The sequence below is a fragment of the Escherichia sp. HH41S genome, assembly GCF_009820115.1.
Taxonomy (GTDB): domain Bacteria; phylum Pseudomonadota; class Gammaproteobacteria; order Enterobacterales; family Enterobacteriaceae; genus Escherichia; species Escherichia coli_F.
On sequence record NZ_VNXE01000105.1, the window covers coordinates 36,681 to 61,941 of the forward strand.

A 25,261-nucleotide genomic window follows, 5' to 3' on the forward strand; every position below is an offset into this window, starting at 1 on the left:
TCCTGTTGCTGTGTGCCAGAGATTACAGCGCCGCTTCGTCGGCTTCGCCGGTACGAATACGAATGACGCGTTGCAATTCAGCGACGAAGATTTTGCCGTCGCCAATTTTTCCGGTGTAAGCCGCTTTGCTGACGATATCGATCACTTCATCGAGTTGGTCATCAGCAATCGCCACATCAATTTTTACTTTTGGCAGAAAGTTGACGCTGTATTCCGCCCCCCGGTACAGCTCGGCATGCCCTTTCTGACGCCCGAAACCTTTCACTTCGGTGACGGTCAGGCCCTGAATACCAATGGAAGATAACGCTTCACGAACGTCTTCCAGCTTGAATGGTTTGATTATCACGGTCACCAGCTTCATAGATCCCCTCCGGTCAGAATTCGGTAATGGTTCTGCTACACGAATAAGGTATTGCAAGCGGTGTGCCAGAAATGAAAAACGAGAAAGTGAGCAGGAAGTTAAGAAGATTGAAAACAAAAACGCACTATGACAGTGCACAGTGCGTTACATTTTTGCACCAACGATGAAATATTGCGCTATTCAGGCGCTCAATGATTCATCTTCACGCACGCTGGCTGCCAGCTCTTCGCCCGCAAGTTGCAGTTGATACATCTGCCAGTAGCGCCCCTGGGCGGCCAGCAGTTGCTGGTGAGTCCCCTGTTCCACAGCCTGACCACGATGAAGCACCAGAATGGTGTCGGCATCGACAATGGTCGATAAGCGGTGAGCAATCACCACAAGCGTAGTGTGTTCACGCACCGCCGCCAGTGCGTGTTGAATCGCCTGTTCAGTACCGGAGTCAATGCTGGCGGTTGCCTCATCAAGGATCAGGATTTGCGGCGTCTCCACCAGCACGCGCGCCAGTGCCAGCAGTTGCTTTTGCCCGACGGAGAGATTATTCCCCTGCTCGCCCAGCGGCGTATAAATACCATCGCTCATGCTGCGCGCCAGCTCCGCCAGTTGCACGGTTTCCAGCGCCTGCCAGACACGTTCTTCGGAGATATCACGTCCCAGCGTCACGTTGGCGAGGAAGGTATCCGCCAGTACCACCGGATCTTGTTGCACCATCGCCACGCCCTGGCGCAGCACGCTGTGACTTAGCGAACTTAACGGACGACCATCAAGGCGAATCTCACCTTCCGTTAGCGGGTAATAGCCCATCAATAAACTGGCGAGGGTACTTTTTCCACTGCCGGTATGCCCCACCAGCGCCACAAAGTTGCGCGAAGGCACAGAGAGATTAATATTCTTCAGCACCAGATTGTTATCGCGATAAGCAAATGACACGTTATCGACTTCAATGTTGCCGCTCTGCAACGGGCGATCATCATTGCCGTATTGCTGGCGCGGCCCGTCCATCAACTCAAACACGCGCTCACCAGCAACAACGGCCTGTTGCAGCATTGCTTGTTGCGTGGTCAGTTCGATTAAGGGTTCGTTAAGTCGCCCAAGATAGCTGATAAACGCATACAGTACGCCCACTTCAATGGTACCGCTGGCGGAGAAGCCAAACAGCATCAACAAGCCACAAAGAATGAGCGATGAAAACAGACTCAGCAGCGGACGCAGCAGAAAACCGTCGAGGCGCAGGGTTTGCATCCTCGCCATATAGTGTGAACGACTGGCCTCACCCATACGTTCGCCAAATCGCGCCTGCTGACGGAACTGCTGGATGACGCTCATGCCATTGATGATTTCGTTAAAGCCGTCGTTGATATCTGCCAGATAGGCGCGCACACGACGGACAATCGGCGTGCTGTAACGCTGGTATATCACCATTACCACCAGCACCACCGGGAAAATCATTATCGCTACCAGCGCCATTCGCCAGTCGAGACTAAACATCGCCACCAGCATCGCACCCACCAGGGCGGCGCTACGCAGGACCGTTGCCACTACGGTAACGTAGAGGTCGCGGATCACTTCAGTATCATTGGTAACGCGGGAAATCACCTGCCCGACCGGCTGAGTATCAAACTCACTCAACGGTTGGCGTAACGCAGCATCCATCACGTCGGTACGCAACTGTTGTACCACGCCAACCGCCGCCCGATTAAACAGCAGCGACTGCGCGTAATGTAGCCCGGCGGCAAACAGTTGTAGCCCAACATACGCCGCAGCCAGCCCGGCAACCACTTTCAACGGCAGGTTATTTTTCGCCACCATATTGTCGATAAAATAGCTGATAAGCAGCGGCCCGCTGACTTCTGCCGCCGCCGCAACCCACATCATCAGGACCGCAATCCCCAACGGTTTACGCCACGGCGAACCGTACGCTAACAGGCGCTTGAGAGTCGGCCACAGTTGGCTAAAACTACGCATCGATGGCCTCCTCGCGAATTTCCGGAGCGTCGTCGAGCGCCGCCTCCAGTTGTTGATAGCGATACATATCGCGATACCAGCCGCTTTGTTGTGCCAGCACATCATGATTGCCACGCTGGGCGATATGTCCGTGCTGCATCACAATAATTTCACTGGCTTCCGTCAGTGCCGAAAGGCGATGGGCACTGATGATTACCGTTCTTCCCTGCCCCCACTGACGCAGGTTATGCAGGATCTGGTGCTCTGTGCGTCCGTCCACCGCCGAAAGCGCATCATCAAGGATGAGGATTTCCGCGTTGACTAATAACGCACGAGCAATGGAGATACGCTGTTTTTGCCCACCAGAAAGCATCACGCCGCGCTCGCCCACCTCTGTATCGTAACCTTGCGGTAGACGCAAAATATCGTCATGTACGCTGGCTAACCGCGCGACATGCTCAATCTCTTGCTGTGTGGCATTCGGGCAACCCAGCGCGATGTTGTTCGCCACGGTGTCGGAAAAAAGGAATGGCGTCTGGCTGACCACCGCCAGGCGGCTACGCCAGCTATCGAGTTGTAACTTCGTCAGAGGAATATCATGAAAGCGAATATCCCCCTCGCTGACGTCGAAATGACGCTGAATGAGCGACAACAGGGTACTTTTGCCGGAACCAGTCGGCCCGCAGATACCCAGCATCTGACCGGGTTTCAGGGCGAAATTGACGTTTTCCAGCGCAGGATGGTCAGTCTGCGGATACGCAAACTGGCGAATATTTACATCCAGTTCACCACGACCTTCGGGCACGGGTTCGCTACCATCGTTCACCACCGGCGCTTCCGCCAGCATCGCGCGAATACGGCTGTACGCAGCACTACCACGCTCCACTATGTTAAACATCCATGCCAGCGCCAGCATCGGCCAAATCATCAGACCTAAATACATCATAAAACTGGTGAGCTGGCCCAGCGTTAAACTGCCCTGCACCACCATCCAACTACCGCCGCCAATCGCCAGCAAGTTCGCCATACCAATCGCGATATAGATGGTCGGGTCGAAACGAGCATCAATACGCGCCACCCGCATGTTTTTTTTGCCGGTATCTTCGGCATCCGCGGCAAATAACGCCGACTGGCGATCTTCCAGACCAAAGGCTTTGATCATGCGGATACTGGTGAGGCTTTCCTGGGTGCGGTCATTAAGACTGGAAAACGCCGCCTGTGCCAGCTTAAAGCGTTCATGCAAGGCATCGCCGTTGCGCTTAATCATGATCGCCATCACTGGCATAGGTAACAGGGCAAATAAGGTCAACTGCCAGCTAATTTGCGTAGACATCATAATCAACACAGCGCAGCCCATCACCAGTGAATCCACCAGCGTCAGCACCCCTTCTCCGGCGGCAAACACGACCCGATCGACGTCATTGGTCGCACGAGCCATGAGGTCACCCGTGCGATGACGCAGGTAAAACTCAGGATGCTGCCGGCTTAGCTGACGGTAATAATCTTCACGCAGTTCAACAGCCAGTTGATAAGACGCGCCAAACAGCAATACGCGCCAGACGTAACGCAGGAGATAAACCACAACAGCAATCAGCACCATGGTGGCGATCCACATCAGGATCTGCCCGGTAGTAAAGTGTTGTTCTGTCACGCCATCGACAACAATACCAACCACTTTCGGCGGAACCAGTTGCAGCATCGCGATAATGACAAGCAAGGCAACAGCCCCGAGATAGCGACGCCATTCCCGACGGAAATACCAGCTTAATTGAGCAAATAATCGCACGCGTAGTGTCCTGACCTGATTCTGGATATTTATTCGATGGGTAAAGAAGTGGTGTATTTAATCTGTTCCATCGCGAAGCTGGAAGTGACGTCCGACAGCCCCGGCACGCTGTTTACCAGACGCTTATAAAACTCGTCGTAGCGTTTCATATCGGCAACCTGGACGCGCATCAGATAATCGTATTCCCCGGCCATGCGCCAGAACCCCAGCACTTCTGGCATTTCAGTAACCACCGTCACAAAGCGGCAATACCATTCGCTGCTGTGATGTTGCGTTTTTATCAGCACAAAGGCGGTCAGACCGAGGCCAATTTTTTCCGGGTCCAACAGGGCGACTTTGCCGATAAGGATACCGTCATCCTCCAACCGTTTCAGTCGCTTCCAGCAAGGCGTGGTTGTCAGATTAACGGCTTCAGCCAATGCCTGCAAAGAGAGGGTGCAATCCTGCTGTAGTAAGGCCAGCAGCTTACGGTCAATTTTATCTAACATAACCCTTCCACAGAGAAATTTTTTCTCTTTTAATTCTATTTTAAAGGTGAAATCGCGACAATTTATTCTGTGCGGTTTAAACACCACGGCACAAAATGACAAATTCAACGCAAAAAAAACCGGGCAATTGCCCGGTGCTGGAAGGGATCTCGTTATTCGGGGGAATAAGGTAGATGTGGATAGTCCAGCCAGTGTGTCAAATAGTGAGAGACAGCCTGATTTCGGCAGTGTCCAATCACCGGTAAATGAGGGAGCTCCGCGCGCAGTTGCGGCATCGCATTGCCCATAATAAAGCCGCTACCGACGCTGCCTAACATTTCGCGATCGTTCATCGCATCACCAAAGGCCATGCAATCGCGCAACGATAAACCTAAATGTTGGGTCAGCACCGTCAATGCAGCGCCTTTATTGCAGCCCACCGGGAGCACTTCGAGGCAATCAGTCGCGGAAAAACACAAATGTGCACGCTCGCCTAATGCTTCGTGTAGTTGGATCTGCAAGCGTGTAAGATCGTCGTGATCGCCACAGAAGCAGATCTTGGTGACGCGATCGAGTGGCATTTTTTTAACATCGATTATCTGATAACGAAAACCGCTATAGACAAATGCCTGCAACAACGCAGGGATCTCTTTTCCGGTAAACCAACCATCGTCATTGAAAATATGCATGCTAGCTCGGGTATCCCATTGCTGATACAGCACCAGCTCTGCCACATCCGCAGGTAAATCATCACGATGTAAAAGTTCACCTTCCAGAGAATGCACGCGCGTTCCGTTGCCGGTAATCAAATACGCATCCAGCGATAGCGCCCCGAGAATATGCTGCATCTCCAGCGCATGACGACCTGTGGCGAAAGTGAGGGTAATGTCGCGTTCACGCAGTCGTGCCAAAGTAGAGAGTGTTTTCTCACCTAAATGATGGTCAGGCATCAATAAAGTGCCGTCCATATCAAATGCTGCCAGACGAGCCATTTCTTTCTCCACTCTGTGACACGGTTAATAGCGATTGAGTATCACCTGATATATACGGAAGTAATAGTGAATAGTTAAATAATATTGTTCCGGGTTTATATGCGACTGCTCAACCGTCTTAACCAGTATCAACGTCTGTGGCAACCTTCCGCCGGAAAGCCGCAAACCGTCACCGTCAGCGAACTGGCCGAACGCTGTTTTTGCAGCGAACGCCATGTTCGTACGCTGTTACGCCAGGCACAGGAGGCGGGATGGCTGGAGTGGCAGGCGCAGTCAGGACGCGGAAAGCGCGGTCAACTACGCTTTCTGGTCACGCCAGAATCGCTACGCAATGCGATGATGGAACAGGCGCTGGAAACCGGAAAGCAGCAAGATGTGCTGGAGCTGGCGCAACTGGCCCCAGGTGAGCTGCGCACTCTGTTACAGCCGTTTATGGGCGGACAATGGCAAAACGATACGCCCACGTTGCGTATTCCCTACTATCGCCCGCTCGAACCGCTACAACCGGGCTTTTTGCCCGGCCGTGCCGAGCAGCATCTCGCCGGACAGATATTTTCCGGCCTGACCCGCTTCGATAATAATACCCAGCGCCCGATTGGCGATTTAGCGCATCACTGGGAAACCTCTGCTGACGGGTTACGCTGGGACTTTTATCTTCGCTCAACCCTACACTGGCATAACGGCGATGCAGTAAAAGCCTCACACTTACACCAGCGGTTATTGATGCTGTTACAACTGCCAGCACTGGATCTATTATTTATTAGCGTGAAGCGTATTGAAGTCACCCATCCGCAGTGTCTGACCTTCTTTTTACATCGCCCCGATTACTGGCTTGCGCACCGGCTGGCGAGCTACTGCAGCCATCTGGCGCATCCGCAATTCCCCCTGATCGGCACTGGTCCTTTTCGCTTAACACAATTCACAGCGGAACTGGTGCGCCTGGAGAGTCATGATTATTACCATTTACGTCATCCGCTGCTTAAAGCGGTTGAGTACTGGATAACTCCGCCGCTTTTCGAAAAAGATTTGGGAACCAGTTGTCGGCATCCCGTGCAAATCACTATCGGCAAACCTGAGGAGCTGCAACGGGTCAGCCAGGTCAGTAGTGGCATCAGTTTAGGTTTTTGCTATTTAACGTTGCGCAAAAGTCCCCGACTGTCCCTCTGGCAGGCGCGAAAAGTGATCTCCATTATTCATCAATCCGGTTTATTACAAACGTTAGAAGTCGGAGAAAACCTGATCACCGCCAGTCATGCATTACTGCCTGGCTGGACTATTCCACAATGGCAAGTACCGGATGACGTCAAACTACCGAAAACCTTGACGCTGGTTTATCACCTACCGATAGAACTTCATACCATGGCAGAACGCCTACAGGCGACACTGGCCGCGGAAGGCTGTGAACTTACAATTATTTTTCATAACGCAAAAAACTGGGACGACACGACCCTGCTGACACAAGCAGACCTCATGATGGGCGACAGGTTAATTGGCGAAGCGCCGGAATATACCCTGGAGCAATGGCTGCGATGCGATCCACTGTGGCCACATGTTTTCGAGGCTCCAGCATATGCACATTTGCAATCGACACTGGACGCGGTGCAAGTAATGCCTGATGAGGAAAACCGATTTAATGCCCTGAAAGCGGTTTTTAGCCAGTTAATGGCAGATGCGACGCTGACGCCGCTGTTCAACTATCACTATCGCATTAGCGCCCCTCCCGGCGTGAACGGTGTGCGGCTGACACCGCGAGGCTGGTTTGAATTTACCGAAGCCTGGCTTCCCGCGCCGTCGCAATGAATAGCTGGTCCGGGTTAATCGCAGGCGTTACCATAACGCTTTTATTGTTCAAGCAGGATTATCTATGAAACGTGCTGTCGTTGTGTTCAGTGGAGGCCAGGATTCCACCACCTGTCTGGTGCAGGCATTACAACAATATGATGAAGTCCATTGCGTGACGTTCGATTACGGTCAGCGACATCGCGCAGAAATCGACGTGGCACGCGAACTGGCGCTGAAACTGGGCGCTCGTGCACATAAAGTGCTGGATGTAACGCTGCTCAACGAACTGGCGGTCAGCAGCCTGACGCGTGACAGCATTCCGGTGCCTGATTATGAACCTGAAGCTGATGGCATCCCGAATACGTTTGTCCCTGGGCGTAATATTTTGTTCCTGACACTGGCGGCAATATATGCGTATCAGGTAAAAGCAGAAGCCGTAATTACCGGCGTCTGCGAAACGGATTTCTCCGGTTACCCGGATTGCCGCGATGAGTTTGTGAAAGCACTAAACCATGCCGTCAGTTTAGGCATGGCGAAAAATATTCGTTTTGAAACGCCGCTGATGTGGATTGATAAAGCGGAAACCTGGGCGCTGGCTGATTATTACGGCAAACTAGATTTAGTCCGTAACGAAACGTTGACCTGCTATAACGGCATTAAAGGCGACGGTTGCGGTCATTGTGCGGCGTGTAATTTACGCTCCAACGGTTTGCATCATTATCTGGCCGATAAACCGACGGTGATGGCAGCGATGAAGCAGAAAACCGGGTTGAAGTAATTATTCCGGGTGTCGCCGGATGCGGCTTGAGCATCCGGCACCACAAAACGTTTACTTAACCATCTGCTCCAGCTTTTCGCGCAATTCCCCTTCCAGAGCTAATGCTTTCTGCGTTTTAAGATCAATACAAACAAACGTAATAAGCGCATCCGCGACCACCTGCCCTTCCGGCTCCAGTGTAATGACCTGGCTTAAGATGCCGCTTTTACCGTTTAATTGCTGCAACTGACTGGTAATGGTTAACAGGTCGCTTAATACCGCCGGGCGACGATAGTTAATATTGATATTGACCACGACGAAGGCGATGTTATGGGCCGTCATCCACTGAAAACTGTCGCTATTTTCCAACCCATCCCAGCGGGCTTCTTCGAGAAACTCAAGGTAGCGGGCGTTGTTTACGTGCTGGTAAACGTCGAGATGGTATCCACGAACTTTGATTTGTGTTTGCATAGCGCAATAACCTTACGTTGTTGTTATAAGAACTGTTATAAGTACAGAGGTCATAACTGGTATGACCTCTTCAGTCTGGCAAAAATTTGCCACTATGCAAATTAATTACAGGGTTAATACCGCCAGATTACGTTCCACCAGCGAATTGCCCATCCCCGGCACCTGCTTGAGATCCTCCACCGTTTTAAACGGACCGTACTCTTCGCGATAACTGACAATCGCCTGCGCCTTCTTCAGGCCAACGCCATTCATCGCGCGGGCTAACTCTTCCGCGCTGGCATTATTAATGCTGACCCGGGTACCTTCTTCGTCACTGGCTTTAGTCGGTACTGCTGCTTTACTTTGTGCTGCAGGAGCTTCCGCTTTGGTTTCTACCGTTGTCGGTTTCGCCGCAGGAGCTGCCGCCAGCGCGCTATGAGACATTCCGGCACAGGCCAGGGACAGGGTAATGAGCAGTGCTTTAATTCCGTGTTTCATACTGTTTTCTCCTTGTTTGTTAACAGTGGAATCACCTTAACGGCAGTGAAAACAGGAAACAAATGGCAATGTTCAGAAATGGAAAAGGCCGCGAAAGCGACCTTTTCTTGTTACAGCTGCAAAGCATTTTTTTGCGAGGCGGCTTCAGGATTATTGCTGTTCCAGCGCATCGCCAATTTTGATTTTCGCCTCTTTACGCAGGTTACTCATCAGAGCTTCAAAGACGATTTGTGCGTTGTTCTGGGTGATACCCTGCACCATCGCTTTTTTCTGATCTTCCGGCATTGAACCTTGTTTCACTTCATCCAGCGCCAGCAGAACCACATTACCTTGCATATCGGTCGCCATACCGTAGCTCGGTTTGTCTTTCGCTGGCAGTGGCAGTGCAAACGCCGCCTGGCTAATCGGGTCACGACCGGAACGGCTTAAGGTTTTCGGCTCGCCAAATTTCAGACCGGCGGCCTGCATAGCTTCTGCACCTTTGCCGGCTTTCAAATCAACCAGCAGTTTTTCAGCATCCACTTTCGCCTGTTGTTCAGCTTTGTTGTGCTGAACCAGTGCCTTAACTTGTTCCTGAACATCTGCCAACGGTTTCACCGCTTCCGGTTTGTGCTCGCTGATGCGCAGCACGAATGCGCGGTCGCCGTCTACGGTGATGATGTCAGAGTTGATGCCCGGTGCGCCGTTTTCACCTACCAGACCGCCGTTAAAGATAGCGTCTGCAACCGGCTTAAAGTTCAACTCTTCCGGCAGGTTATCTTTGCTGAACCAACCCGTCTGAGTGGCTTTTACGCCCGCAGCTTGCTCTGCACCGGCCAGAGACTCGGTATCATTGCTTGCTGCATCGCTCACTTTCTGCTGCAGTGCGTAGTACGCATCGAGAGCTTTTTCGTGTTTCACTTTCGCCACGACATCGTCACGCACTTCGTCTAACGACTTCACTTTCGCTGGCTGAATGTCGTCCAGACGTACAATCAGGAAACCGACCGAAGATTTGATGACACCAGAGAGTTGGCCTTTTTCTTTCAGACCAGCATTTTTCAGTTCGTCCGGGATAGTGGCATCTTCTAACCAACCCATATCGCCGCCGTTACGGGCAGAGATAATATCGGCAGATTTTTCTTTGGCTAACGCAGCAAAATCACCGCCTTTATTCAGCTCATCAAGTACCGCTTTCGCTTCATCTTCAGTTTTGGTCTGGATGATGCTGTAGCGGGTACGCTGCGGCTGGGTGAATTGATCCTGATGCTGATCGTAGTAGCTCTGGATATCCGCATCGCTAACCGGTTGCTGCATCGTTGCGGCATCCAGCTTGATGTAACTCACGCGGAATTGTTCCGGCGTCATGAAATTGTTTTTGTTTTGTTCGTAGTAGCTGGCAATTTCCTGTTCGGTCACAGGCTGCTTCGCCGCCAGCGCGTTAACATCGATAGTCGCTTCACGTACCACGCGTTGTTGAGCTACCAGTGCCGCCAGCTCGTCGGTTTCACCTTTCAGCATAAAATCGGTACCGGCAACGCCGTTAATCAGCTGTTGGGTAGTGAGCTGGTTACGTAGCGCCTGGGCGTACTGATCGGCGGTCATCCCCATCTGGTTGAGGATACCGTTATAGCGGCTGTTATCAAATTTGCCGTCAACCTGGAAGGCTGGGGTCGCGAAAATCTCCTGTTTAACCTGCTCATCACTGATACCCAGTTTCAGCTCACGAGCGTACTGATCCAGCAGCGCCTCGTCGATCAGACGATTCAGCACCTGTTGACGCAGGGTTTTCATATAGCCTTCGTTCGCTGCAAGCTCAGAGTATTGATCGCCCAGCTGTTGCTGCATGCGATTACGCTCGCTGTTGAAGGCGTTCTCGAACTGCCCACGGCTGATTTCCTGGTCATTCACTTTTGCGGCGTAGTTATTGCCTCCGCCAATCAGGTAACCACTCACGCCGGTCAATATGAACGACACGATAATGATACCGAAAATAATCTTGAGCACGAGACTGTTTGCAGCCGTGCGTAAGCTGTCCATCATGGTGTAACAACACTCCGCTGTAGATGACTGTGTACCTCACGCAACGTATCGATGCGCGCAAAGGCCTATTGTGACAAGAAACGGGGGCAATTGTCAGCCCACAAGACGCAGAAAGTCACCGAATACAAATAAAAAAGGCACATCAGTAGATGCGCCCTTGAACTTCGTCACATCCCCACTGGGGACAACGCTTAGTTTACCGCGTCTTTCAGTGCTTTACCTGCACGGAAGCTCGGTACTTTAGCGGCAGCGATGGTGATCTCTTTACCGGTCTGCGGGTTGCGGCCAGTACGGGCAGCACGCTCTTTAACGGCAAAAGTACCAAAACCTACCAGTGCTACATCATCCCCTTCTTTCAGAGATTCAGTTACGGAAGCAATAATAGCATCTAACGCACGGCCAGCCGCAGCTTTAGAGATATCAGCCCCTGCAGCAATCTTGTCGATCAATTGAGATTTATTCACTCTTCTCTTCCTCTTTATAATTTATATCGCACTTGAATCCTTCAAGGTACGAACGCGCAGCAGTTATATCAGGCCAGCCATCCCCTTACAACACCCCTTAATAAGGGCAAGCCCAATCCGCCATCTAACTTAGCGAGACAAAAAAAGGCTGGCAAGTCCGAATTAGCCTGCCAGCCCTGTTTTTATTAGTGCATTTTGCGCGAGGTCACTATTTTGCAGTCACAACCTGCATGCCAGACGGTTCATTTTGCAGCGCCAGAGTCAGAACTTCCTCAATGCGTTTCACAGGATGAATGTCCAGATCAGCAATTACGTTGTCAGGAATCTCTTCCAGATCGCGTTTATTTTCGAACGGAATTAACACTGTTTTAATCCCGCCGCGATGCGCTGCCAGTAGTTTTTCTTTCAAACCACCGATCGGCAGTACCTGACCACGCAGAGTGATCTCACCGGTCATTGCCACATCGGCACGAACCGGGTTACCGGTCAGGCAAGAAACCAGCGCGGTGCACATAGCAATACCGGCACTCGGACCATCTTTCGGCGTCGCACCTTCCGGTACGTGGACGTGGATGTCGCGTTTTTCGTAAAAATCAGGGTTGATCCCCAGTTTTTCCGCACGCGCACGAACCACCGTTAACGCCGCCTGAATGGACTCCTGCATCACTTCGCCGAGCGAACCGGTATAGGTCAGTTTGCCTTTACCCGGAACGCACGCGGTTTCAATGGTAAGTAAGTCACCGCCCACTTCCGTCCACGCCAGACCAGTTACCTGACCGACACGGTTTTCGTTATCCGCGCGTCCATAGTCGAAACGCTGAACACCGAGATAGTCATGCAGGTTATCGCCGTTAATTTCGATATGTTTTAATGACTTATCGAGCAGTAACTGCTTAACCGCTTTGCGACACAGTTTGGAGATTTCACGCTCCAGGCCACGCACGCCCGCCTCACGGGTGTAGTAACGAATAATGCCGATAATGGCGCTATCGTCGACGGTCAGTTCACCTTTTTTCAGTGCATTACGTTCAATCTGCTTCGGCAGCAGGTGACGTTTGGCGATGTTCAGTTTTTCATCTTCGGTATAACCGGAGAGGCGAATCACTTCCATACGATCCAGCAGCGGTGCCGGAATGTTCATGGAGTTTGACGTCGCGACAAACATCACGTCGCTGAGATCGTAATCCACTTCCAGGTAGTGGTCGCTGAACGCTACGTTCTGCTCTGGATCCAGCACTTCAAGCAGTGCGGAAGCCGGATCGCCTCGCATGTCAGAAGACATTTTGTCGATCTCATCGAGCAGGAACAGCGGGTTTTTCACGCCCACTTTCGCCATTTTCTGGATCAGTTTACCCGGCATAGAACCGATGTAAGTACGGCGGTGACCACGGATTTCCGCTTCGTCACGCACGCCGCCCAGCGCCATACGGACATATTTACGCCCGGTGGCTTTGGCGATGGACTGACCAAGAGAGGTTTTACCTACCCCCGGCGGCCCTACCAGGCAGAGGATCGGTCCTTTGATTTTGTTGACACGGCTTTGAACCGCAAGATACTCAAGGATACGATCTTTCACGCGCTCCAGACCATAATGGTCGGTATCAAGGATTTCCTGCGCCTGACGCAGGTCTTTTTTGACCTTGCTACGCGCATTCCACGGCACCTGTACCATCCAGTCGATATAACCACGCACTACGGTCGCTTCTGCCGACATCGGAGACATCATTTTCAGCTTCTGCAGTTCTGCTTCCGCTTTCTCTTTTGCCTCTTTCGGCATTTTCGCCGCGTCGATTTTGCGCTTCAGTGCTTCGTTTTCGTCCGGTGCATCGTCCATTTCGCCGAGTTCTTTCTGAATAGCTTTCATTTGCTCGTTCAGATAGTACTCACGCTGGGATTTTTCCATCTGCTTTTTAACGCGGTTGCGAATGCGTTTCTCAACCTGCAGCAGATCGATTTCCGATTCCATCATCGCCATCAGATATTCCAGACGTTCGTTGACGTCGGACATCTCCAGAACAGACTGTTTGTCAGCGAGTTTCAGCGGCATATGCGCAGCAATGGTATCCGCCAGACGCGCCGGATCGTCGATGCTGTTCAGCGACGTCAGCACTTCTGGTGGGATTTTTTTGTTCAGCTTGATATAACCTTCAAACTGGCTGATTGCGGTGCGCACCAGCACTTCCTGTTCCCGCTCATCAATGGTCGGCGACTCCAGATACTCCGCCTTCGCAGAAAAGTGTTCGCCATTGTCAGAGAGCGCAGAAATACGCGCGCGCTGTAACCCCTCGACCAGCACTTTGACGGTGCCGTCAGGCAGTTTCAGCATCTGCAATATAGAGGCCACGGTCCCGACGGTGAAAAGATCGTTTACACCCGGCTCATCCGTTGAAGCTTCTTTCTGCGCGACCAGCATAATTTTTTTATCATGGTCCATCGCCGCTTCCAGACAACGGATAGATTTTTCCCGCCCGACAAATAAGGGGATGACCATGTGCGGATAAACCACCACATCGCGCAGCGGCAATACGGGGATTTCAATGCGTTCAGAACGCTCAGGATTCATAGAGCTCTCTCTTAGTTTAATTTCCGCCAGGTAATCAGATGACACGACTGTGCTTCACGCCATCTATTAACATGTACGTCAGTATATGGGGATGTTTCCCCCACATTCAACGCCGAGAATAGAGGAAAAATTAAAGGGGAGATAAAATCCCCCCTTTTTGGTTAACTAATTGTATGGGAATGGTTAATTATTCACCAGATGCCTGTTGCGCTTCCGGCTTGCCATAAATCAGCAACGGTTTGCTTTGGCCATCAATTACCGACTCGTCGATAACCACTTTTTCGACATCTTCCATGGACGGCAGATCATACATGGTATCGAGCAGTGCGGCTTCAACGATGGAACGCAGACCACGAGCACCGGTTTTACGTGCCATCGCTTTCTTAGCGATAGCATCCAGCGCCTCGTCACGGAATTCCAGATCCACGCCTTCCAGATTAAACAGCGCCTGATACTGCTTGGTCAGGGCGTTTTTCGGCTCTTTGAGGATCTGAATCAGAGCTTCTTCGCTCAGTTCATTCAACGTTGCGACAACCGGCAGACGACCAATGAACTCAGGGATCAGACCAAACTTGATCAGATCTTCCGGTTCAACCTGCGCCAGCAGCTCGCCTTCACTTGCTTTGTCAGATTTCGCTTTTACCGTCGCGCCAAAACCAATGCCGGAGCCTGTTTCTACACGATGGGAAATCACTTTATCCAGACCGGCAAACGCACCGCCACAGATAAACAGGATCTTAGAGGTATCAACCTGCAAGAATTCCTGCTGCGGATGTTTACGCCCACCTTGCGGTGGAACAGCAGCTACCGTACCTTCGATCAGTTTCAACAGTGCCTGCTGTACGCCTTCACCGGAAACGTCTCGGGTAATGGACGGGTTGTCTGACTTACGAGAAATCTTGTCGATTTCATCGATGTAGACAATCCCGCGCTGCGCTTTCTGTACGTCGTAATCGCACTTTTGCAACAGCTTCTGAATGATGTTTTCAACGTCTTCGCCCACATAACCGGCTTCGGTCAGCGTGGTTGCATCGGCCATGGTGAACGGGACGTCCAGCAGGCGCGCCAGCGTTTCGGCCAGCAGCGTTTTACCGGAACCGGTCGGACCGATCAGCAGAATGTTACTTTTGCCCAACTCGACACCATTGCTGGTATCTCCGTTGCGCAGACGTTTGTAGTGGTTGTATACCGCGACCGCCAGCACTTTTTTCGCCTGTTCCTGACCGATAACGTAATCGTCCAGGTGGTTGCGAATTTCATGCGGCGTCGGTAGCGCACTGCGTTCACGATGCGGTGCAACTTCTTTAATCTCTTCGCGAATGATGTCGTTACATAAATCAACACATTCGTCGCAGATATACACGGATGGACCGGCAATCAGCTTGCGCACTTCATGCTGGCTTTTGCCGCAAAAAGAGCAATACAGCAATTTGCCTGAGCCATCTTTGCGTTTATCTGTCATGGGTCAAAACCTCTTCTTTGTTCTTTGTGCCGCACACGACGACGCAAATGCCATTCTCAGGCGCAAGCCGCTTTATAGCGTTGTGCCGCCCTGGATAAGTATAGCGGCACAGTTGCGCCTCTGGCATCAATTACGATGGGTCAGAATCGAATCGACCAGACCGTATTCCACCGCTTCAGGGGCGGAAAGGAAGCGATCGCGCTCGGTGTCACGTTCAATCTGTTCTAATGATTGACCCGTATGAAGCGCTATAAGTTCATTCATACGCCCTTTAACTTTCAGAATTTCACGAGCATGAATTTCGATATCGGTCGCCTGGCCCTGGTAGCCGCCCAACGGCTGGTGAATCATCACGCGCGAATTCGGCAGGCAGAAACGTTTACCTTTTGCCCCGGCGGTCAGCAAGAAAGCGCCCATCGAGGCCGCCTGGCCCATGCAGATGGTGCTGACATCAGGCTTGATAAACTGCATGGTGTCATAGATAGACATCCCGGCAGTGATCACCCCGCCTGGGGAGTTAATGTACAGATAGATATCTTTTTCTGGGTTTTCTGCTTCCAGGAACAGCATCTGCGCCACAATCAGGTTAGCCATGTGGTCTTCAACCTGGCCAGTCAGAAAAATGACGCGTTCCTTAAGTAGACGAGAATAGATATCAAAAGAGCGCTCACCACGTGAGGTCTGTTCAATGACCATCGGCACCAGCGCCATATGGGGTGCAAAGTTATCTCGTTCGCCGCTGTATGACATTTCCGTCTCCTGGATAAAATTGAAAAAACCTGCTGTACCGATTGTAACCTTATGGACGGATTATCAGCTAGTCCCTGTGTTATGGGTACGGCATCACCATATTTCAAGCATAACAATCTTTTGTTGTTACGCTAACACCGAAAGAGGCTTTTCGCACGGTTCCATGCAAAATTCATGACAAAAAAAAGACCCACCACCTGGCGGTGATGGGCCTTTGTGCGAATTTAGCGCGTTATGCTGCGTAAATTACGCCTGCTGGTTCATCAGCTCGTTGAAAGTGGTTTCTTTTTCAGTCACTTTCGCTTTCGCCAGTACAGCTTCAACAGCCTGTTCTTCCAGAGCAACATTGCGCATGTTGTCCATCAGTTCTTTGTTTTTGCTGTAGAACTCGATAACTTCTTTCGGATCTTCGTACGCAGAAGCCATCTCTTCGATCAGGCCTTTCACGCGTTCTTCGTCAGCTTTCAGCTCGTTGGTGCGGATAACTTCGCCCAGCAGCAGGCCAACAACTACGCGGCGTTTAGCTTGTTCTTCGAACAGTTCGCGCGGCAGTTCCAGAGCCTGTTTTTCGTTACCGCCGAAACGCTGTGCAGCCTGGCGACGCAGAACGTCGATTTCGCTGTCGATCAGCGCAGCCGGTACGTCGATGTCGTTAGCTTTTACCAGACCTTCGATCGCCTGAGACTTAACGCGGTTACGGATGGCGCTCTTCAGCTCGCGCTCCATGTTTTTACGCACTTCAGCGCGCAGACCTTCTACGGAACCATCTTCAACGCCGAAACGTTTGATGAATTCTGCAGTCAGTTCCGGCAGTTCACGCTCTTCAACTTTCTTCAGGTTGATAGCGAATTTCGCTGCTTTACCTTTCAGGTTTTCTGCGTGGTACTCTTCCGGGAAGGTCACGTCGATGGTGAACTCTTCGCCCGCTTTGTGGCCTTTGATACCGTCTTCAAAGCCCGGGATCATACGACCCTGGCCCATCGCCAGTACGAAATCAGACGCTTTACCGCCTTCGAACTCTTCGCCGTCTACAGAACCGGTGAAGTCGATGGTTACGCGGTCTTCTGCTTCAACAGCGCCGTCTTTTTCTTTCCAGGTCGCCTGCTGTTTACGCAGAGTATCCAGCATGCCGTCAACGTCAGCGTCGGTCACTTCAACGATCGGTTTTTCAACTTCGATCGCTTCCAGACCCTGCAGTTCAACTTCCGGATAAACTTCAAACTCTACAGAGTAGGTGAAGTCTTCACCCAGCTTGTATTCGCCCGGAACATAAGTCGGTGCGCCAGCCGGATTGATTTTTTCTTTAATGATGGCGTCAATGAAGTTACGGCTCATCAGGTCACCCAGAACGTCCTGGCGTACAGACGCGCCATAACGCTGAGCAACGATATTCATTGGCACTTTGCCTTTGCGGAAGCCGTCAATACGTACTTTTTTCGCAACGTTGACCAGCTCGCTTTTAACAGCGGTCTCGATGCTGTCAGCAGCGATAGTAATCGTTACACGGCGGCCAAGGCCTTGAGTGGTTTCAACTGAAACTTGCATCTTGTTACCTCAAAAAATCACAGTGCTCGGTCAACTCTTACCCCGCAAGCACAGGTTGTTGGCTTCGCGGAACCGGGATGTTCTTATAATCAATCACATTCCCTGTTACCAGAATCATCCCGAAAGCATTCAAATAGGACGCGGCATTATAGCGGCATCACTTTTATGAGTCGAGAACGGTTATTGCGCGCTGTCGCGTATTTTTTCACAATTCCCGGGCAATTTTCGTCTGAATGCTGGGCAAAAAGCGCAAAATCCAGACAAAACAAAACGGCCCGCAGGCCGTTTTTCATAAAATCTTTAGCAACATACTGGAAAAGCGCCGACAGTTGCAAATGCGTTTTTACGCGATGCTTCCTGCTCCACGACAGGGAGGAGAGGCAAAGACGGTGTCCTGCAACCCTTCCCACTCCTTAATAGTGTAAGTATGCAGAGCCAGCGCATGAACGGTAGTAGAGAGTTCCTCCGCTAAAGTACTGTAAATCATTCGATGACGATTCAGAAAACGTTCACCCGTAAAACGATCGCTGACCAGCACAACTTTAAAATGGCTTTCAGAGCCGGCTGGGACATTGTGACGATAGCTTTCATCCACTACTTCGAGGAATACGGGTTGGAACGCCGCCCTTAATTTTTCTTCTATCCGCTCACGTATCATCATGAAATATCTCCTCCGACAACGCTGAGATGTCATCCATCCCTTTAAATACTAGCCGCTTTTACCGTTTCCATTGCAGCTTAACAACAAATATTTAGGTTTCGTCCTGGTTTTTCCGTCAAGCGTATGAAGTTTACTGATTTAAAGATTGAAACACAGGCCTCGCATCAGCGTTTCTTTTACCAGGGGCGATTATTTCGTCAACATGATGAATTTACATGCCTTACCCACTTCCCCTCGCCGTTGGCAATGTTATGATGGCGGGAATTTTTACCAAACACGCTTAAGAGTCTCTGAGAGCCCGAACATGTTCAAAAAAATCCTCTTCCCGTTAGTTGCTCTGTTTATGCTTGCAGGATGCGCAAAACCGCCAACAACTATTGAAGTTTCACCGACGATAACACTGCCACAGCAGGATCCAAGCCTGATGGGCGTCACCGTAAGCATTAATGGTGCCGATCAGCGTACCGATCAGGCGCTGGCAAAAGTCACCCGCGATAATCAAATCGTTACCCTGACTGCCTCCCGCGATCTGCGTTTCCTGCTGCAAGAAGTGCTGGAAAAACAGATGACCGCGCGTGGTTACATGGTTGGTCCGAATGGCCCGGTTAATCTGCAAATCATCGTTAGCCAACTGTATGCTGACGTGTCCCAGGGCAACGTGCGCTATAACATCGCCACCAAAGCGGATATCGCTATCATCGCTACCGCGCAGAATGGCAACAAAATGACCAAAAACTATCGTGCCAGCTACAACGTTGAAGGTGCGTTCCAGGCCTCCAACAAAAATATCGCCGATGCGGTTAACAGTGTGCTGACCGATACCATCGCTGATATGTCTCAGGACACCAGCATCCACGAATTCATCAAGCAGAACGCGCGTTAATTTCTGCCCTCTGGCCCGGTGCAAACCGGGCCTGTAGACGCCCATGTCCAGTCAATATTTACGTATTTTTCAACAGCCACGTTCAGCCATATTGCTGATTCTGGGTTTTGCTTCCGGGCTACCGCTCGCCCTGACATCCGGCACCTTACAGGCCTGGATGACGGTCGAGAATATCGATCTTAAAACCATTGGTTTCTTCTCTCTGGTAGGCCAGGCTTACGTTTTTAAATTCCTCTGGTCACCGCTGATGGACCGCTACACGCCCCCATTTTTCGGGCGGCGGCGCGGTTGGCTGCTCGCCACGCAAATTCTGTTATTAGTCGCCATTGCGGCGATGGGTTTTCTCGAACCAGGCACCCAGCTCCGCTGGATGGCGGCACTGGCGGTGGTGATCGCTTTTTGCTCTGCCTCCCAGGATATTGTCTTCGATGCGTGGAAAACCGATGTGCTCCCGGCAGAAGAGCGTGGTGCGGGCGCGGCAATCAGCGTGCTGGGTTACCGTTTAGGGATGCTGGTTTCCGGCGGCTTAGCCCTGTGGCTGGCAGATAAATGGCTGGGCTGGCAGGGCATGTACTGGTTGATGGCGGCGCTGTTGATCCCCTGTATTATCGCGACGTTACTTGCACCAGAACCAACCGACACCGTTCCTGTGCCCAAAACGCTGGAACAAGCGGTTGTTGCACCTCTGCGCGATTTCTTTGGTCGCAATAACGCGTGGCTTATTTTGCTTCTCATCGTGCTGTATAAGCTGGGCGACGCATTCGCCATGAGCCTGACAACCACTTTTTTGATTCGCGGCGTCGGATTTGATGCAGGTGAAGTAGGCGTGGTTAACAAAACGCTTGGCTTGCTGGCGACCATTGTTGGCGCGTTGTACGGTGGGATTTTGATGCAGCGCCTGTCACTGTTCCGGGCGCTGCTGATTTTCGGCATTTTACAAGGTGCATCTAACGCCGGTTACTGGCTGCTGTCGATTACTGATAAGCATCTCTACAGCATGGGCGCAGCCGTCTTTTTCGAAAACCTCTGTGGCGGGATGGGTACATCAGCCTTTGTCGCGCTGTTAATGACGCTGTGTAATAAGTCATTTTCCGCTACTCAATTTGCCCTGCTCTCAGCGCTTTCTGCTGTAGGGCGAGTTTATGTCGGCCCCGTGGCGGGTTGGTTTGTTGAAGCACACGGCTGGTCGACATTCTATCTGTTCTCCGTCGCCGCTGCCGTACCAGGGCTTTTTTTATTGCTGGTTTGCCGCCAGACGCTTGAATATACACGAGTAAATGACAACTTTATCTCCCGCACCGAGTATCCGTCAGGTTATGCCTTTGCCATGTGGACACTGGCGGCGGGCGTCAGCCTGTTGACCGTGTGGTTACTGCTGTTGACGATGGACGCGCTGGATTTGACGCACTTCTCTTTTCTGCCTGCTCTGCTGGAAGTCGGGGTTTTAGTCGCCCTTTCTGGCGTCGTGCTTGGTGGTTTGCTGGATTATCTGGCGCTACGAAAAACGCATCTGACGTAATCTGTAAATATTATTTAGCCGTAGTAATCACTCGCCGTAATTATTACGGCTAAATAAACATCAGCATCGCTTATTAATATTTGTTCTTTTGTGCGGCTTAGCGTCTGGAAATTATTGACGCCATTTATGAATTCTATTTTTCTTACACGATTCAGCTAATGAGTCTTTATTTTCTCACTACCCAGTTGTCACCTTAATGATAATTATTTGTTAAATAATTGTTTTATTATGTATTGGTTATACCAATTGCCCGCCCAAACTCCTTCTGCACTCCCCTTTCGTTATAACGCCCTTTTGCAACAGCTTCTTAAAATCAACTTGATATGTTTTGCAACATATGTGACCTGATAGCCAAATCCAAGTAACAGGAATTTAATCATGTTTACAGTAATGTAACCTTCCCGTAAAATGCCCACACACTTTAAACGCCACCAGATCCCGTGGAATTGAGGTCGTTAAATGAGACTCAGGAAATACAATAAAAGTTTGGGATGGTTGTCATTATTTGCAGGCACTGTATTGCTCAGTGGCTGTAATTCTGCGCTGTTAGATCCCAAAGGACAGATTGGTCTGGAGCAACGTTCACTGATACTGACGGCATTTGGCCTGATGTTGATTGTCGTTATTCCCGCAATCTTGATGGCTGTTGGTTTCGCCTGGAAGTACCGTGCGAGCAATAAAGATGCTAAGTACAGCCCGAACTGGTCACACTCCAATAAAGTGGAAGCTGTGGTCTGGACGGTACCTATCTTAATCATCATCTTCCTTGCGGTACTGACCTGGAAAACCACTCACGCTCTTGAGCCTAGCAAGCCGCTGGCACACGACGAGAAGCCCATTACCATCGAAGTGGTTTCCATGGACTGGAAATGGTTCTTCATCTACCCGGAACAGGGCATTGCTACCGTGAATGAAATCGCTTTCCCGGCGAACACTCCGGTGTACTTCAAAGTGACCTCCAACTCCGTGATGAACTCCTTCTTCATTCCGCGTCTGGGTAGCCAGATTTATGCCATGGCCGGTATGCAGACTCGCCTGCATCTGATCGCCAACGAACCCGGCACTTATGACGGTATCTCCGCCAGCTACAGCGGCCCGGGCTTCTCAGGCATGAAGTTCAAAGCTATTGCAACACCGGATCGCGCCGAATTCGACCAGTGGGTCGCAAAAGCGAAACAGTCGCCGAACACCATGTCTGACATGGCAGCGTTCGAAAAACTGGCCGCGCCTAGCGAATACAACCAGGTGGAATATTTCTCCAACGTGAAACCAGACTTGTTTGCCGATGTGATTAACAAGTTTATGGCTCACGGTAAGAGCATGGACATGACCCAGCCAGAAGGTGAGCACAGCGCACACGAAGGTATGGAAGGCATGGACATGAGCCACGCGGAATCCGCCCATTAAAGGGGTTGAGGAAGAATAAAGATGTTCGGAAAATTATCACTTGATGCAGTCCCGTTCCATGAACCTATCGTCATGGTTACGATCGCTGGCATTATTTTGGGAGGTCTGGCGCTCGTTGGCCTGATCACTTACTTCGGTAAGTGGACCTACCTGTGGAAAGAGTGGCTGACCTCCGTTGACCATAAACGCCTCGGTATCATGTATATCATCGTGGCGATTGTGATGTTGCTGCGTGGTTTTGCTGACGCCATTATGATGCGTAGCCAGCAGGCCCTTGCCTCTGCGGGCGAAGCGGGCTTCCTGCCACCTCACCACTACGATCAGATCTTCACCGCGCACGGCGTGATTATGATCTTCTTCGTGGCGATGCCTTTCGTTATCGGTCTGATGAACCTGGTGGTTCCGCTGCAGATCGGCGCGCGTGATGTTGCGTTCCCGTTCCTCAACAACTTAAGCTTCTGGTTTACCGTTGTTGGTGTGATTCTGGTAAACGTTTCTCTCGGCGTGGGCGAATTTGCGCAGACTGGCTGGCTGGCCTATCCACCGCTATCGGGAATAGAGTACAGTCCGGGAGTCGGTGTCGATTACTGGATATGGAGTCTCCAGCTATCCGGTATAGGTACGACGCTTACCGGTATCAACTTCTTCGTTACCATTCTGAAGATGCGCGCACCGGGCATGACCATGTTCAAGATGCCAGTATTTACCTGGGCATCTCTGTGCGCGAACGTACTGATTATTGCTTCCTTCCCAATTCTGACGGTTACCGTCGCGTTGTTGACCCTGGATCGCTATCTGGGCACCCATTTCTTTACCAACGATATGGGTGGCAACATGATGATGTACATCAACCTGATTTGGGCCTGGGGCCACCCGGAAGTTTACATCCTGATCCTGCCTGTTTTCGGTGTGTTCTCCGAAATTGCGGCAACCTTCTCGCGTAAACGTCTGTTTGGTTATACCTCGCTGGTATGGGCAACCGTCTGTATCACCGTGCTGTCGTTCATCGTCTGGCTGCACCACTTCTTTACGATGGGTGCGGGCGCGAACGTAAACGCCTTCTTTGGTATCACCACGATGATTATCGCCATCCCGACCGGGGTGAAGATCTTCAACTGGCTGTTCACCATGTATCAGGGCCGCATCGTGTTCCATTCTGCGATGCTGTGGACCATCGGTTTTATCGTCACCTTCTCGGTAGGCGGTATGACTGGTGTACTGCTGGCAGTGCCGGGCGCGGACTTCGTTCTGCATAACAGCCTGTTCCTGATAGCACACTTCCATAACGTGATCATCGGCGGCGTGGTGTTCGGCTGCTTCGCAGGGATGACCTACTGGTGGCCTAAAGCGTTCGGTTTCAAACTGAACGAAACCTGGGGTAAACGCGCGTTCTGGTTCTGGATCATCGGCTTCTTCGTTGCCTTTATGCCGCTGTATGCGCTGGGCTTCATGGGTATGACCCGTCGCTTGAGCCAGCAGATTGACCCGCAGTTCCACACCATGCTGATGATTGCCGCCAGCGGTGCAGTACTGATTGCGCTGGGTATTCTCTGCCTCGTTATTCAGATGTACGTTTCTATTCGCGACCGCGACCAGAACCGTGACCTGACCGGCGACCCGTGGGGTGGCCGTACGCTGGAGTGGGCAACCTCTTCCCCGCCTCCGTTCTATAACTTTGCCGTTGTGCCGCACGTTCACGAGCGTGATGCATTCTGGGAAATGAAAGAGAAAGGCGAAGCGTACAAAAAGCCAGACCACTATGAAGAAATTCATATGCCGAAAAACAGCGGTGCCGGTATCGTCATTGCGGCTTTCTCCACCATCTTCGGTTTCGCCATGATTTGGCATATCTGGTGGCTGGCGATTGTTGGCTTCGCAGGCATGATCATCACCTGGATCGTGAAAAGCTTCGACGAGGACGTGGATTACTACGTGCCGGTGGCAGAAATCGAAAAACTGGAAAACCAGCATTTCGATGAGATTACTAAGGCAGGGCTGAAAAATGGCAACTGATACTTTGACGCACGCGACTGCCCACGCGCACGAACACGGGCACCACGATGCAGGCGGAACCAAAATCTTCGGATTTTGGATCTACCTGATGAGCGACTGCATTCTGTTCTCTATCTTGTTTGCTACCTATGCCGTTCTGGTGAACGGCACCGCAGGCGGCCCGACAGGTAAGGACATTTTCGAACTGCCGTTTGTTCTGGTTGAAACTTTCTTGCTGTTGTTCAGCTCCATCACCTACGGCATGGCGGCTATCGCCATGTACAAAAACAACAAAAGCCAGGTTATCTCCTGGCTGGCGTTGACCTGGTTGTTTGGTGCCGGATTTATCGGGATGGAAATCTATGAATTCCATCACCTGATTGTTAACGGCATGGGTCCGGATCGCAGCGGCTTCCTGTCAGCGTTCTTTGCGCTGGTCGGCACGCACGGTCTGCACGTCACTTCCGGTCTTATCTGGATGGCGGTGCTGATGGTGCAAATCGCCCGTCGCGGCCTGACCAGCACTAACCGTACCCGCATCATGTGCCTGAGCCTGTTCTGGCACTTCCTGGATGTGGTTTGGATCTGTGTGTTCACTGTTGTTTATCTGATGGGGGCGATGTAATGAATCATTCTACCGATCACAGCGGCGCGTCCCATGGCAGCGTAAAAACCTACATGACAGGTTTTATCCTGTCGATCATTCTGACGGTGATTCCGTTCTGGATGGTGATGACAGGGGCTGCCTCTCCGGCCGTAATTCTGGGAACAATCCTGGCAATGGCAGTGGTACAGGTTCTGGTGCATCTGGTGTGCTTCCTGCACATGAATACCAAATCAGATGAAGGCTGGAACATGACGGCGTTTGTCTTCACCGTGCTAATCATCGCTATCCTGGTTGTCGGCTCCATCTGGATTATGTGGAACCTCAACTACAACATGATGATGCACTAAGAGCG

22 protein-coding genes are annotated in these 25,261 nt (G+C 51.3%); 8 read left to right on the plus strand and 14 right to left on the minus strand.

Annotation, left to right across the window (positions count from 1 at the left end; genetic code table 11):
- Positions 1-22: 22 nt before the first annotated feature.
- The 5 genes from glnK to cof form a co-directional block, all read right to left on the minus strand.
- The gene (gene glnK / locus FQZ95_RS20360) at positions 23-361 is read right to left on the minus strand and encodes a P-II family nitrogen regulator (RefSeq protein WP_000780338.1); all 339 of its coding nucleotides are present in this window, start codon (positions 359-361) and stop codon (positions 23-25) included.
- A 180-nt stretch (positions 362-541) separates the two neighbouring features.
- A complete protein-coding gene (locus tag FQZ95_RS20365; RefSeq protein ID WP_160530588.1) occupies positions 542-2,323 on the minus strand; it encodes a SmdB family multidrug efflux ABC transporter permease/ATP-binding protein in 1,782 nt (593 codons plus the stop codon).
- A complete protein-coding gene (locus FQZ95_RS20370) occupies positions 2,316-4,088 on the minus strand; it encodes a SmdA family multidrug ABC transporter permease/ATP-binding protein (RefSeq protein ID WP_160530589.1) in 1,773 nt (590 codons plus the stop codon). Before FQZ95_RS20370 ends, FQZ95_RS20365 begins: the two co-directional genes overlap by 8 nt.
- Before the next feature lie 29 nt (positions 4,089-4,117).
- A complete protein-coding gene (gene decR, locus FQZ95_RS20375) occupies positions 4,118-4,576 on the minus strand; it encodes a DNA-binding transcriptional regulator DecR (RefSeq protein ID WP_000884589.1) in 459 nt (152 codons plus the stop codon).
- A 152-nt stretch (positions 4,577-4,728) separates the two neighbouring features.
- Positions 4,729-5,547, minus strand: a complete 819-nt coding sequence (gene cof, locus FQZ95_RS20380) for an HMP-PP phosphatase (RefSeq protein ID WP_001353404.1) — start codon at positions 5,545-5,547, stop codon at positions 4,729-4,731.
- Positions 5,548-5,646: 99 nt separating this feature from the next.
- On the opposite strand from cof, the gene FQZ95_RS20385 reads away from it, so the two are divergent.
- Positions 5,647-7,347: an SgrR family transcriptional regulator gene (locus FQZ95_RS20385; RefSeq protein WP_032183479.1), complete on the plus strand. Its 1,701-nt coding sequence runs from the start codon at positions 5,647-5,649 to the stop codon at positions 7,345-7,347.
- Positions 7,348-7,411: 64 nt separating this feature from the next.
- Positions 7,412-8,107: a 7-cyano-7-deazaguanine synthase QueC gene (gene queC / locus FQZ95_RS20390; protein WP_032183478.1), complete on the plus strand. Its 696-nt coding sequence runs from the start codon at positions 7,412-7,414 to the stop codon at positions 8,105-8,107.
- Positions 8,108-8,158: 51 nt separating this feature from the next.
- Here the strand turns inward: queC and fadM are convergent, their stop codons facing one another.
- The 9 genes from fadM to bolA form a co-directional block, all read right to left on the minus strand.
- Positions 8,159-8,557, minus strand: coding sequence for a long-chain acyl-CoA thioesterase FadM (fadM, locus tag FQZ95_RS20395; protein ID WP_001194534.1), 399 nt, complete (start codon positions 8,555-8,557; stop codon positions 8,159-8,161).
- 105 nt (positions 8,558-8,662) lie between these two features.
- Positions 8,663-9,034 carry a helix-hairpin-helix domain-containing protein gene (locus FQZ95_RS20400; RefSeq protein ID WP_000680297.1) on the minus strand — a complete coding sequence of 124 codons (372 nt, stop codon included), beginning with the start codon at positions 9,032-9,034 and terminating at the stop codon, positions 8,663-8,665.
- Positions 9,035-9,184: 150 nt separating this feature from the next.
- Entirely contained in the window at positions 9,185-11,056 is a 1,872-nt protein-coding gene (ppiD, locus tag FQZ95_RS20405) for a peptidylprolyl isomerase (RefSeq protein WP_160530590.1), read from the minus strand.
- Between the two features lie 191 nt (positions 11,057-11,247).
- Positions 11,248-11,538: a nucleoid-associated protein HU-beta gene (gene hupB, locus FQZ95_RS20410; RefSeq protein ID WP_254892905.1), complete on the minus strand. Its 291-nt coding sequence runs from the start codon at positions 11,536-11,538 to the stop codon at positions 11,248-11,250.
- A gap of 190 nt (positions 11,539-11,728) precedes the next feature.
- Positions 11,729-14,083 (minus strand): endopeptidase La, encoded by a 2,355-nt coding sequence (gene lon, locus FQZ95_RS20415; protein WP_001295325.1) that lies wholly within the window; start codon positions 14,081-14,083, stop codon positions 11,729-11,731.
- A 187-nt stretch (positions 14,084-14,270) separates the two neighbouring features.
- On the minus strand, positions 14,271-15,545 hold the full coding sequence (gene clpX, locus FQZ95_RS20420; protein WP_000130305.1) for an ATP-dependent protease ATP-binding subunit ClpX: 1,275 nt from the start codon (positions 15,543-15,545) through the stop codon (positions 14,271-14,273).
- Positions 15,546-15,671: 126 nt separating this feature from the next.
- Positions 15,672-16,295 (minus strand): ATP-dependent Clp endopeptidase proteolytic subunit ClpP, encoded by a 624-nt coding sequence (gene clpP / locus FQZ95_RS20425; RefSeq protein WP_160530591.1) that lies wholly within the window; start codon positions 16,293-16,295, stop codon positions 15,672-15,674.
- A gap of 246 nt (positions 16,296-16,541) precedes the next feature.
- On the minus strand, positions 16,542-17,840 hold the full coding sequence (tig, locus tag FQZ95_RS20430) for a trigger factor (RefSeq protein ID WP_001198386.1): 1,299 nt from the start codon (positions 17,838-17,840) through the stop codon (positions 16,542-16,544).
- 343 nt (positions 17,841-18,183) lie between these two features.
- Positions 18,184-18,501 (minus strand): transcriptional regulator BolA, encoded by a 318-nt coding sequence (gene bolA, locus FQZ95_RS20435; protein WP_000973448.1) that lies wholly within the window; start codon positions 18,499-18,501, stop codon positions 18,184-18,186.
- 304 nt (positions 18,502-18,805) lie between these two features.
- Here bolA and FQZ95_RS20440 point away from each other — a divergent pair, with 304 nt between their 5' ends.
- From FQZ95_RS20440 to FQZ95_RS20465, 6 genes are all read left to right on the plus strand, one after another.
- On the plus strand, positions 18,806-19,384 hold the full coding sequence (locus tag FQZ95_RS20440) for a lipoprotein (RefSeq protein ID WP_001295326.1): 579 nt from the start codon (positions 18,806-18,808) through the stop codon (positions 19,382-19,384).
- A gap of 43 nt (positions 19,385-19,427) precedes the next feature.
- Entirely contained in the window at positions 19,428-20,903 is a 1,476-nt protein-coding gene (ampG, locus tag FQZ95_RS20445) for a muropeptide MFS transporter AmpG (protein WP_032183476.1), read from the plus strand.
- A gap of 459 nt (positions 20,904-21,362) precedes the next feature.
- Positions 21,363-22,310, plus strand: a complete 948-nt coding sequence (cyoA, locus tag FQZ95_RS20450; protein WP_001239441.1) for a cytochrome o ubiquinol oxidase subunit II — start codon at positions 21,363-21,365, stop codon at positions 22,308-22,310.
- 21 nt (positions 22,311-22,331) lie between these two features.
- Positions 22,332-24,323 carry a cytochrome o ubiquinol oxidase subunit I gene (cyoB, locus tag FQZ95_RS20455; RefSeq protein ID WP_000467180.1) on the plus strand — a complete coding sequence of 664 codons (1,992 nt, stop codon included), beginning with the start codon at positions 22,332-22,334 and terminating at the stop codon, positions 24,321-24,323.
- A complete protein-coding gene (locus FQZ95_RS20460; RefSeq protein WP_000179819.1) occupies positions 24,313-24,927 on the plus strand; it encodes a cytochrome o ubiquinol oxidase subunit III in 615 nt (204 codons plus the stop codon). Before cyoB ends, FQZ95_RS20460 begins: the two co-directional genes overlap by 11 nt.
- Positions 24,927-25,256, plus strand: coding sequence for a cytochrome o ubiquinol oxidase subunit IV (locus FQZ95_RS20465; protein WP_025649657.1), 330 nt, complete (start codon positions 24,927-24,929; stop codon positions 25,254-25,256). Before FQZ95_RS20460 ends, FQZ95_RS20465 begins: the two co-directional genes overlap by 1 nt.
- The last annotated feature ends 5 nt before the right edge of the window (positions 25,257-25,261 follow it).

Coding starts and splice junctions, on each gene's coding strand:
- glnK (WP_000780338.1), bottom strand. CDS start 361: ATGAAGCTGGTGACCGTGATAATCAAACCATTCAAGCTGGAAGACGTT.
- FQZ95_RS20365 (WP_160530588.1), bottom strand. CDS start 2,323: ATGCGTAGTTTTAGCCAACTGTGGCCGACTCTCAAGCGCCTGTTAGCG.
- decR (WP_000884589.1), bottom strand. CDS start 4,576: ATGTTAGATAAAATTGACCGTAAGCTGCTGGCCTTACTACAGCAGGAT.
- cof (WP_001353404.1), bottom strand. CDS start 5,547: ATGGCTCGTCTGGCAGCATTTGATATGGACGGCACTTTATTGATGCCT.
- FQZ95_RS20385 (WP_032183479.1), top strand. CDS start 5,647: ATGCGACTGCTCAACCGTCTTAACCAGTATCAACGTCTGTGGCAACCT.
- queC (WP_032183478.1), top strand. CDS start 7,412: ATGAAACGTGCTGTCGTTGTGTTCAGTGGAGGCCAGGATTCCACCACC.
- fadM (WP_001194534.1), bottom strand. CDS start 8,557: ATGCAAACACAAATCAAAGTTCGTGGATACCATCTCGACGTTTACCAG.
- FQZ95_RS20400 (WP_000680297.1), bottom strand. CDS start 9,034: ATGAAACACGGAATTAAAGCACTGCTCATTACCCTGTCCCTGGCCTGT.
- ppiD (WP_160530590.1), bottom strand. CDS start 11,056: ATGATGGACAGCTTACGCACGGCTGCAAACAGTCTCGTGCTCAAGATT.
- lon (WP_001295325.1), bottom strand. CDS start 14,083: ATGAATCCTGAGCGTTCTGAACGCATTGAAATCCCCGTATTGCCGCTG.
- clpX (WP_000130305.1), bottom strand. CDS start 15,545: ATGACAGATAAACGCAAAGATGGCTCAGGCAAATTGCTGTATTGCTCT.
- clpP (WP_160530591.1), bottom strand. CDS start 16,295: ATGTCATACAGCGGCGAACGAGATAACTTTGCACCCCATATGGCGCTG.
- tig (WP_001198386.1), bottom strand. CDS start 17,840: ATGCAAGTTTCAGTTGAAACCACTCAAGGCCTTGGCCGCCGTGTAACG.
- bolA (WP_000973448.1), bottom strand. CDS start 18,501: ATGATGATACGTGAGCGGATAGAAGAAAAATTAAGGGCGGCGTTCCAA.
- FQZ95_RS20440 (WP_001295326.1), top strand. CDS start 18,806: ATGTTCAAAAAAATCCTCTTCCCGTTAGTTGCTCTGTTTATGCTTGCA.
- ampG (WP_032183476.1), top strand. CDS start 19,428: ATGTCCAGTCAATATTTACGTATTTTTCAACAGCCACGTTCAGCCATA.
- cyoA (WP_001239441.1), top strand. CDS start 21,363: ATGAGACTCAGGAAATACAATAAAAGTTTGGGATGGTTGTCATTATTT.
- cyoB (WP_000467180.1), top strand. CDS start 22,332: ATGTTCGGAAAATTATCACTTGATGCAGTCCCGTTCCATGAACCTATC.
- FQZ95_RS20460 (WP_000179819.1), top strand. CDS start 24,313: ATGGCAACTGATACTTTGACGCACGCGACTGCCCACGCGCACGAACAC.
- FQZ95_RS20465 (WP_025649657.1), top strand. CDS start 24,927: ATGAATCATTCTACCGATCACAGCGGCGCGTCCCATGGCAGCGTAAAA.